General features: G+C 63.8%; 10 protein-coding genes, 1 tRNA gene and 1 pseudogene. 1 reads left to right on the forward strand and 11 read right to left on the reverse strand.

Annotated features, from left to right (window positions below; genetic code table 11):
• Positions 1-200 precede the first annotated feature (200 nt).
• Positions 201-285, reverse strand: a tRNA-Leu gene (locus Q0063_RS13555).
• A gap of 278 nt (positions 286-563) precedes the next feature.
• Here Q0063_RS13555 and Q0063_RS13560 point away from each other — a divergent pair.
• Complete coding sequence (locus tag Q0063_RS13560; protein ID WP_297872498.1) at positions 564-1,403, forward strand: pyridoxamine kinase; 840 nt, start codon at positions 564-566, stop codon at positions 1,401-1,403.
• Between the two features lie 78 nt (positions 1,404-1,481).
• On the opposite strand, the gene Q0063_RS13565 is transcribed toward Q0063_RS13560, so the two are convergent.
• From Q0063_RS13565 to Q0063_RS13610, 10 genes and pseudogenes are all read right to left on the reverse strand, one after another.
• The gene (locus tag Q0063_RS13565) at positions 1,482-2,372 is read right to left on the reverse strand and encodes an HAD family hydrolase (protein WP_297872499.1); all 891 of its coding nucleotides are present in this window, start codon (positions 2,370-2,372) and stop codon (positions 1,482-1,484) included.
• 32 nt (positions 2,373-2,404) lie between these two features.
• Positions 2,405-3,145 (reverse strand): DivIVA domain-containing protein, encoded by a 741-nt coding sequence (locus Q0063_RS13570; RefSeq protein ID WP_297872500.1) that lies wholly within the window; start codon positions 3,143-3,145, stop codon positions 2,405-2,407.
• A gap of 129 nt (positions 3,146-3,274) precedes the next feature.
• Positions 3,275-3,709 carry a cell division protein SepF gene (locus Q0063_RS13575; RefSeq protein WP_297872501.1) on the reverse strand — a complete coding sequence of 145 codons (435 nt, stop codon included), beginning with the start codon at positions 3,707-3,709 and terminating at the stop codon, positions 3,275-3,277.
• Between the two features lie 86 nt (positions 3,710-3,795).
• On the reverse strand, positions 3,796-4,488 hold the full coding sequence (locus Q0063_RS13580) for a YggS family pyridoxal phosphate-dependent enzyme (RefSeq protein WP_297872502.1): 693 nt from the start codon (positions 4,486-4,488) through the stop codon (positions 3,796-3,798).
• A gap of 41 nt (positions 4,489-4,529) precedes the next feature.
• Complete coding sequence (locus Q0063_RS13585; RefSeq protein ID WP_297872503.1) at positions 4,530-5,804, reverse strand: HlyD family efflux transporter periplasmic adaptor subunit; 1,275 nt, start codon at positions 5,802-5,804, stop codon at positions 4,530-4,532.
• A 117-nt stretch (positions 5,805-5,921) separates the two neighbouring features.
• Positions 5,922-6,158 carry an RNA chaperone Hfq gene (hfq, locus tag Q0063_RS13590; RefSeq protein WP_297872504.1) on the reverse strand — a complete coding sequence of 79 codons (237 nt, stop codon included), beginning with the start codon at positions 6,156-6,158 and terminating at the stop codon, positions 5,922-5,924.
• Between the two features lie 198 nt (positions 6,159-6,356).
• On the reverse strand, positions 6,357-7,523 hold the full coding sequence (gene miaA / locus Q0063_RS13595; RefSeq protein ID WP_297872505.1) for a tRNA (adenosine(37)-N6)-dimethylallyltransferase MiaA: 1,167 nt from the start codon (positions 7,521-7,523) through the stop codon (positions 6,357-6,359).
• 5 nt (positions 7,524-7,528) lie between these two features.
• A complete protein-coding gene (locus Q0063_RS13600) occupies positions 7,529-8,119 on the reverse strand; it encodes an NAD(P)H-dependent oxidoreductase (RefSeq protein ID WP_297872506.1) in 591 nt (196 codons plus the stop codon).
• A complete protein-coding gene (locus tag Q0063_RS13605) occupies positions 8,116-8,313 on the reverse strand; it encodes a DUF6440 family protein (RefSeq protein WP_297872507.1) in 198 nt (65 codons plus the stop codon). Before Q0063_RS13605 ends, Q0063_RS13600 begins: the two co-directional genes overlap by 4 nt.
• Positions 8,314-8,375: 62 nt before the next feature.
• Positions 8,376-9,408: pseudogene (locus Q0063_RS13610) on the reverse strand (DNA mismatch repair protein MutL); the annotation flags it as partial.

The raw sequence follows: 9,408 nt of genomic DNA on the forward strand, positions 1-9,408 counted from the left end.
TTGCCATTTTGGAACTGCCGTCCTGAAAGCCTTTCCGGAGACCGTTCTTGATTGCCTCGCTTTTTTGTATCACATTCATTATAATTTTCCTCCTACAAATAAAAATACCGCAGTGAAATTACTGCGGCGCAATGAGTTTACTATATTTAAATATAAAAAATTGACAGACTACTCCCCTGGTGTAATCTGTCAACTTATCATGGTGCGGGCATGGGGACTCGAACCCCAACGCATCGCTGCACGAGAACCTAAATCTCGCATGTCTGCCAATTTCATCATGCCCGCGGATATAGACGGCGGACCATCCGGCCGCCTTTTTGATGCCTCAAATGCCTCGATTTTTACACGGCAGAAAAACCGGGAGAAGCCGGCCCCGCGGCCTGTGCTGATCAAAAGTCCTGCCGCTCCGCCCCGGCGGGGCCATCCGGAAGCCCCCGGCGTTCCGCTTCCCGGTGCGCCCTTCAGCCTTGGCAGAGATCAGTATACCACAGCAGTTGCACTTGAACAACAGGAAATTTCGCGGTACAATAGAGGGGATTTTGAGATGAAAAGAGGAACTTCCTATGTCTACACCCCGTGCCGCCGCCATTCACGACCTGTCCGGCTTTGGCCGCTGCTCTCTGACCGTGGCCATCCCCATTCTCTCCGCCATGGGCATTCAGTGCTGTCCCCTGCCCACCGCCTTTCTGTCCACCCACACCGGCGGGTTCCAGGGCTTCACCTTCCTGGACATGACGGAGGAGCTGCCCCGGATTGCCCGGCACTGGAAGTCCCTGGATCTGCGTTTCCAGGCCATTTACAGCGGCTTTTTAGGCAGCGAGCGGCAGATTGACATTGTGGCGGACTTTATCCGCACCTTCCGGACCAGGGACGCCATTGTGGTGGTGGACCCGGTGATGGGGGACGATGGCCGGGCCTATCAGACCTACACCCCCGCCATGTGCGCCGGCATGTGCCGCCTGGCGGAGCTGGCGGACGTGATTACGCCCAACCTGACGGAGGCCGCATTCCTTCTGGACCGGGACTACAGCGCTCTGGACCGCAGCGAGGCGGGCCTCCGCCGGCTGACGGAGGAGCTGAGCCTGGGCGGAACGCGCTCCGTAGCCCTCACCGGGGCTTCTCTGGAGGCGGGCAAAACCGGCGCCGTGTGCTTTGACGCCCGGACGGGGCGGACCCAGGCCGTTCAGACGGATTTCATCGTCCATCCGCTTCACGGCACCGGGGACGTCTTTGCCAGCGTCCTCACCGGAGCCCTGCTCCGGGGCCGCTCCCTGGCGGAGGCGGCGGAACAGGCGGTGGAATTCATCCGGGCCTGTGCCGTCCGAACGGTGGAACAGGACCTGCCCCTCCGGGAGGGCGTGGACTTTGAACCCCTGCTGGGGCTTTTGATGGACAGGGACTGAACGGACCCCCTCAAACGGAGCCTGCCGCTCCCCGGAGACCGCGGCGGGCTTTCCGTCTGCCGCCTTCCCCGGCTTTTCTCAGAACAGTCCCACCTGGCCCATCAGCGTGTCTTCCCGGATGCGCCTGAGCTGCTGGTGATTCTCCTCCCAGAGGGAATCCGCGATGGCCATTTTGCGGATGATGTTTTTCACCGTCGTGTCCAGGGCGGTGCCCTCCCGGTAGTCCGCCGGGAAAATGAAGTCCACCCTTCCCCGGGCCAGCAGCTCTTCCACGCCGGCCCGGTTTCCCTCCTGATACACGGCCAGGGCCTGGCCGCCGTAGGCCCGCATCATCTTCATGCAGGGCACGTCGGACAACCCATCTCCCACATAGATCATGCTGGTAAAGGGGACCCGCTTACTGTCGTCCGGCATGGAGTCGTTCAGCGTCTTGTCGTCGGAGACGTCCAGGACACCCTTGTTGATCCGGTATACAAACTGGGTCTTGGCAGTGAAATTCACCGCCAGCTTGGGCCAGACAGGACGGCCCATCTCGTCATAGTAAAACTCACTGGCATAGATTTCCTTGAAGGCCCCGCTGATGGAGGAGCCCTCGATAATTTCCCGGAGACCGGAGGAAATGACATAGTGCTCCACCTGAACGCCCTGGCTTCTTCCGAAGTCGTTCACCCGGCCGAACCAGTCCTCCACGCCGGGGAACAGCTCGATGCCCCTGCCCTTTTCCACCAGGTCCGCCCGGGTAAAGGGCAGGTTTTTTCGCTCCGCCTCCCGGAGCATGATGTACATATAGGCCAGAATGCCATCTATGCGGTTTTTGCGGCCAAAACCGTTGGCCTCCGCCCAGAATGCCTCCGGCGTCATGCCAAGACTGGGGATGAACGCGTAGTTCTGCATATCGGTGGTGCAGAGGGTCTTGTCAAAATCATACAGGAACGCCACAATCGGCCTCTGTCTGGTCTGTCCGGCCATGGGCAGCGCCTCCCTTCGTCTCCTGTCTCCGCTCAGCCGTCCTTGCTGTAGTTGCGGCCGAATTTCAAGTCGTTCAGATTCACCCGGCGGGTGGCGTCCAGATCCGGCAGTTCTTCCCCGGTTTTTTCAACCGGCGCCACCGTCTCGGCCTTCTCGGTTTTCTCCATCTGTTCGGCCCGTTCGGTCTTTTCATCAGGCTTTTCAACCGGTTCCGCCGGTTCCGCCGCCGGGGGGGCAAAGGGGTCCGGCACCTCGGCGGGCTTCCCGGTGAACGCGGCCCGGACCTGCTCCTCCATCTTCTCCTCCGTCTGCTCCGGGGCAATCTCAAGCTCCGGCAGCCGGTCCAGGAATTGGAGCTCCTGGGCGCAGAGAGCCCGGCTGGCGCTGATGAAGCGCTGAAGCTCCAGCTGCCCCTGCCGCAGCCGCTGGTCGGCCTCCGCCAGCTCCCGGCGGAATTGCTCCAGCCGCTCCCGGGCGCTGGCCTCCGCCTGGCCCAGGATTTCGTCCCGCCGTTCCTCTGCCTCCTTGACGATGGAATCCGCCATCCGCTGGGCGGTGAGCAGGGTGGCCCGCATGGAGTCCTCCGTGGCCCGGTATTCCTCTACCTTTTCCACCAGGACCTTCAGCTTGGCCTTCAGCGAGGCGTTTTCCTTATAAAGGGCCGTGTAGTCGTCGGTGAGCTCGTCCAGAAACTCGTCCACCATGGTCATGTTATAGCCGCCCATCACCGCCTTGGTGAAGGAACGGGCAGAAACCTCCTGAGGTGTCAGCATGGTCTGTTCTCCTCCTGTCGCTGCCGGCGGATGCGCTCCGGCCCGGCGGGTCCGCCGCCGGGCTGGTCAGCCGGTTCTTTTGTTGAATGGAACTCCGTCAAGGCCGGGGAGGCCGGAAGAGGGAAAACGTCAGAAATAAACGCCGTTGTTTTCCAGTTCGTCAATCAGGTCTCCTTCAATGTCCACATGGTAGGGTGTGATGATGTAGGTATTCGCGGCAACCCGTTTGATTTTGCCCTCGCCGGCGTAGGCCACGCCGGACAAAAAATCAATCAGGCGGCGGGCCACGTCCTTGTTGGTGGATTCCAGATTCAAAACCACCGTCCGCTTTTCCTTCAGCTGGTCGGCAATCTCCGAGGCGTTCTCAAAGCGCTCCGGCTTTACCAGGATGACCTTCAGCTGGGTGGTGGCGTGGATATTCACAACCTTGCTGCGGCGCTCATCCATCCGGATGCGGCGCTCCTCAAACTCGTCTCTCCGGGGCTCTTCCTCCAGCTCGTCAAACTCGCCGTCCTCGTCCTCATAGGGATGGGCCAGCTTTCTGAATTCGTCCAGTATGCTCATGGCACAACCTCCTGCCCTTTTTCATTGGTATCATGTCTGCGTTCATTGTCGTCATGTCTGCGGCGGCCTGGGTTCCCGTTTTCCGCTTAGGTATAATGGCGGCTGCCGAAGATGGCGGAGCCCACCCGGACCATGGTGGCGCCCAGGCGGACGGCATCCTCATAGTCGCCGCTCATACCCATGGATAAATACTGTAATTCATTATGGAACAATTTTTCATTGATGTCAACAAAAAGTGTACGCACTTTTTGGAAATAACCGAGATTTTCCTCCCGTTCCGCCTCCGCCGGCGGAATGGTCATCAGACCCCGGACCCGGATGTGACCCCGCTCCAGGGCGGCCTCCGCCCCGGCGAACAGGTCCCGGGGGGCAAAGCCGCTTTTGGCGGCCTCCTCTCCGATGTTCACCTCCAGAAGTACGTCCTGGGTCAGCTCCAGCCGGGCGGCGGCCTTTTCAATCTCATCCAGCAGCTCCACAGAGCCCACGGACTGAATCAGGCTCACCCTGCCCACCACCTGGCGGACCTTGTTCCGCTGGAGGTGCCCGATAAAGTGGAGGGGCGCACCCTCATAGGCGTTTTCCGCCAGCTTCGCCGTCATCTCCTGAACCCGGTTCTCCCCCAGGGCGTCGATGCCGGCGGCGATGGCCTCCCGGCAGGCGTCGGCGCCGTTCATTTTGCTGGCGCCCACCAGCAGGATGTCCCCGGGGTCCCGGCCCGCCTCTCTGGCGGCGGCGGCAATGTTTGCCCGCACCCGGGCGATGTTGTCGGCAATCAGCATGATTTCAGCTTCTTTCTTTTTTTGATTTGCGCTCCGGCGGCCTATCCGATGATTTTTCCGTCAAACAGGTCCCGGGCCGAGACGATGATTTCATCCCCGGACCGGAGGCGCAGATTCGTGTCCTCAGAGCTGGCCCGGACCAGAACATAGTGGTCCCCGGTGTATAAAACTTCCACGGGCTTGAACCGGGCGTTCAGGCCCACCACGCAGTAAATGCCGGTGGCCTCCTCCGCCGTGCGCTCCCCGGTGTCCCGGTCGGACTCGGTCCGCAGGGCCCGGAGGGCCTCCTTGGGCACCCGGAGTCCCTGAGAAGACCCGTAAACCACCTGGGCCCGCTGCTGGCGCAGCAGGGTCAGCTCCCGCAGATAGCTGTCCCCCCTGAACACCGCCACCACCTGTCCCTGCTCTCTGGGGCCCATGGACTCCAGCTTCACCGGCAGATCCCGGTCCACGCCCTTGGCGAAGCGGAGCCGCAGTCCGCTCTGCTCCTCCAGCGCCGCCGCCGTCTCGGCGGGGATGACCGCGGCATAATACCAGGTGTCGCCCAGAATCAGCTTCCCCGTCTGGGAGACGGCGGAGGCATCCGCCGTCAGGCCTGCCAGGACGGAGGGCGTCAGGTCCTCCAGCATGGAGGGGGTGAGAACGGTCTCATAGCCGTCCACCTCCCCGGAATACAGCCCCGCCTTGGAGGCGGTGATCCGCCGGACGGAGCCGGTGGCCTGGCTCCGGAGGGCGGCGATCCGGTCCTCCGCCTCCTGAATCTGAGCGGAGAGGTCCCCGCCGCCGGAACCGGTGTAATCCCGCTTGGTCACCAGGGCCCGGAGCCGGTTTCCCTCCTCGCCGGCGTCATAAAAGCGGTCGGCGGTCAGATAGCGGCGGTAAGCCAGAAGACTCTGGCTGATCTGGCTGTCCAGCTTCTGGGTGGTCTCCATCTCCTGGGCCAGGTTCTGGGCGTAGTGCAGCTGCTCCAGGCGGCTGGTGAGGCTGTCAATCTCCGCCTGCCGGTCCAGAGAGGCCTGGTCGGCGTAAACCGCCGCCACCACGCCCCCCCGGCTGACCCGCTCCCCCTCGGAGCGCTGGACGCGGAGCAGTCCGCCGCCCTCGTCGGGGAGGAGCTCCTCGTTCCGGACCACCCAGCCCGACAGCTCCACCGTCATCTCCACCTGATAGGGATAGGCCAGGGTGGTGACCAGGGGGTCGTCCAGATAGCGCCAGCCCTGGACGCCGAAGTAGACCAGCACCACCAGAAACAGCAGTGCCGACAGCAGCCTCAGCCCTATGGAGCGCGTTCCCCGTTTTCTCTTTTGTTCTTCCATAACACCTATGTAGCGCCCCCGGGGGGCCGCCGTCTCCGTTGTGTATCCCGCGTCTCAGGAACATTCCCGGTTCCTGATTTTCCCCGCGCTCAGCTCTTCACTCTCGACTCCCCACTCTCAACTCTCTCCATCCGGTCCCAGGTCCACCGGGCGGATGGGGGCAATGGTGGAAATCGCATGCTTGTAAATCACCTGCTGCCGCCCCTCGCTGTCCAGAATGACCACGAAGGCGTCAAAGCCGGTGATAACGCCCCGCATCTGGAACCCGTTCATCAGGAACATGGTTACAGGCATCCGGTCCCGCTTGGCCCGGGAAAGGAAAAGGTCCTGTAAATTCGCTTTGCTCTGCATCATATCGTCCGCTCCTTTTTCTTTGGCGGCGTGTTTCCCGCCGCTTCTATTTTTCAGCCGGACGACCTGCGTCCGCCCTGGAGTCTGAGGCGTTCCCGTCAAACAGCGATGCCCGGAGCCCCCATTCACGGCCATGCCGGCGTTCCCGGCCTGGGCCGGGGGCTTGGACCAATGTGAACGGGGCTCTGTTCAGACTCTCATCTAGCATACGCCGGCGGCGGAGAGAATTTCAGTCGAAACCTGTAGAGCCCAGGCAAAATCCCTTTTTTGTACCGCGCCGGGGCCCTCCGCTTCATGGAGGGGCTTCCCTGCGTCTGAGTCTTTTCCCCGGTCTTCCGGCGCGGTCTGCTTTTGCGCCGCGCCCGGGTTTTTTTCCTGCTCCTCCGGCGCGGTCTGTTTTTGCGCCGCGCCTGGGCCCTCCGCTTCATGGAGGGGCTTCCCCGCGCCCGGGTTTTTTTCCTGCTCTTCCGGCGCGGTCTGTTTCTCTCCCCAGCAGATCCAGTGAATCTCAGGATTCCGCCGCAGCCAGGTCAGCTGCCGTTTGGCGTACTGCCGGGAACGGAGCTTCACCGTCTCCAGGGCCTCCTCCCGGGACTGCTGTCCGTCCAGAACGGCCAGCAGCTCTTTATAGCCGATGGCCTGCATAGCGGTGGAGTCCCTGGGAACGCCCTGGTCCACCAGAGCCCGGACCTCCTCCGTCAGGCCTGCCGCCGCCATGGCGTCCACCCGACGGTCAATCAGGCTCCGCATGTCCTCCCGGTCGGCAAAGCGGAGGCCAATCCACACCGCGTCATACCGGGGCGGAAGCCGCCCCGTCTCCCGGTTGTGCTCCGAGATGGTTTTCCCCGTCTCCCGCCAGACCTCCAGGGCCCGAAGAATACGCTTTTCATCCGCCGGGTGGAGACGTTCCGCCGCCTCGGGGTCCACGGTCCGCAGCTCCTCCAGAAGGGGGGCGATGCCCCCGGCTTCCAGCTGCCTTTGCAGCTCCGCCCGGACGGCCCCGCCGGCCTGACCGGCAGCGAAGGAGCGGCCCCGGACCACCGCCTCCAGCCACAGCCCTGTGCCCCCCACCAGAATGGGCAGCTTCCCCCGCCGGAGGATATCGTCCACAATAGGGATGGCAGTCTCTGCATACCGGGCGGCGGACCAGCGCTCCCGGGGGTCCGCCACGGCGATCATATGATGGGGCACGCCGCCCATCTCCGCCTCGGTGGGGGCGGCGGTGCCGATGGTCATGCCCCGGTAAATCTGCATGGAGTCGGCGGAGACCACCTCGCCGCCGAATCTTTGGGCCAGCAGCACACCCAGAGTGGTCTTGCCGCAGGCGGTGGGGCCCACCACGCAGACAATTTTCTTCCCCTCCGGCATAGGCGTCAGAATTCCCGGCCCAGCTGCCGGGCCCTCTCGCAGGCGGCCTCCATCAGCGCGGGGACCCTGCCGGGGTCCAGGTCCAGCCCTCCGGCAAACACATGGTCGAACCGGGGGATGCCGAACATGGCACACAGCTGCTTCCAGTAAAGAACGCCCAGGCTGTCCGCCTGCTCCGCGTCCCCGCCGGTGGAGAGGTAGGCCAGCCGCCGGGCCTTGCAGTCCCCGTGGCAGCCGTCGGCCTCGTAGTGATAGGTCAGGCCGATGGCGGAAATATGCTCAATGTAAATCCGCAGCACGGAGGGAAAACTCAGGTCCCAGAAGGGGGCCGCCACTGCCACGGCGTCCGCCGCCTGAAACTGGCGGGCCAGCGCGTATTCCGGCCCGCCAAAGGCCTTTTGGGCCTTCAGGGCGTCCCGCCGGTTCAGGAAATCGGGAAGCAGGGGCTTCAGGTCCATGGTCTCCAGAGAGACAGTCTCTGTCTCCGCCCCGGGGTGGCTCTCCCGGAAGGCAGAGAGAAACGCCCCGGCCAGGGCCCGGGTCCGGGACTCCGGTCCCCGCTGGCTGATACAGCAGTCCACATACAGCATTTTCATTGCTCCGGCTCCTCCCATACGGTTGTAATCACGGGCCTGCCCTCCCGGTCCAGCAGAGGCGTCAGGCCGCCGCCGTAGCCGGACCTGTAAAACAGGTAATTGACCCCCGTCTCCCGGTCCACCAGGATTGTTGTCTCCGTCCCAAACGTCGTTTTCTGATAGGTTACCGCAAAGCGCCCGTCCTTTTTTGCCATGTTGGTTCCTCCTGTCCGCCGTTTATCCGGCCCCGCCGGAACGGGCCCCCTCCGGGACGCCGTCAGGCCCGCTTGAACATCTTCTCAATCTCGTGCTTCGTCAGCTTCACCGCCACGGGCCGGCCATGGGGGCAGTACTGCACCGCGCCGCTTTGGACCTTCTCCGCCAGGACCCTCAGCTCCTCCGGGCCGCTGGTCCAGCCGCCCTTGATGGCGGCCTTGCAGGCCATGGTGTGTAGTAAGGCCTCCCGCCGCTCCTCCGGGGAGCGGCCCGTCCGCAGGGCCACGGCGAATTCCTCCAGAGCCGGCACGGCGTCCCCGGCGTCGATGTCCGCCGGAATCTCCCGAATCAAAATCGTGCCGCCGCCGAAGTCCTCGCAGGCGAAGCCGAAGGCCTCCAGCTCCGGCAGATGCTCCAGCAGCAGCGCGGCGTCCTCCCGGCCGGGCTCCGCGGCGATGGGCGTCAGCAGCGCCTGCCGCATGGGGGGCTCCCGGGAGGCCTTCAGCCGGTCGAAATTCACCCGCTCGTGGGCGGCGTGCTTGTCAATGAGGAAGACCTCTCCCGCTTCGCTCTCGCAGACGATATAGGTCCGCAGCACCTCCCCGGCAATCCGCCAGGGGGCCTCCCGCTGAAGGGGCTCCAGGGTCCCCTGGCCCGGCAGCACGTCCCCGCCGGGAATGGCGGGCACAAAGGGCTTTTTGTCCGCCGGCTTCCCGTCCTCCGCCGGTTCCGCCGCGGGAAAAACCTCTTCCGTGGGGGTCCTCCGGGGCTGCTCCAAAAGCTCCTCCGGCTTCTCCGGCCCGGGAATCCGAACAGGGCTCTTTTCCGCCGGTTCCGCCGCAGGAAAAACCTCTTCCATGCGGGTCTCCCGGGGCTGCTTCAAAAACTCCTCCGGCTGCTCCGGCCCGGAAATCCGCACAGGGCTCTTTTCCGCCGGTTCCGCCGGCGTCCCGGAAAGGAGGGACCCGGTCCGGCTCCAAACCCCCTTGGGGGCGCTGTCGGACAGCCGGAGGCCCGTCCGGGGGCGCTCTGTGTTCCAGGCAGGCCGGGCGGGAGATTTCGCCCCCTGGGCCCGGTAGGTCCCGGCGTCCATG

This window comes from uncultured Oscillibacter sp. (genome assembly GCF_947654275.1).
GTDB lineage: Bacteria > Bacillota > Clostridia > Oscillospirales > Oscillospiraceae > Oscillibacter.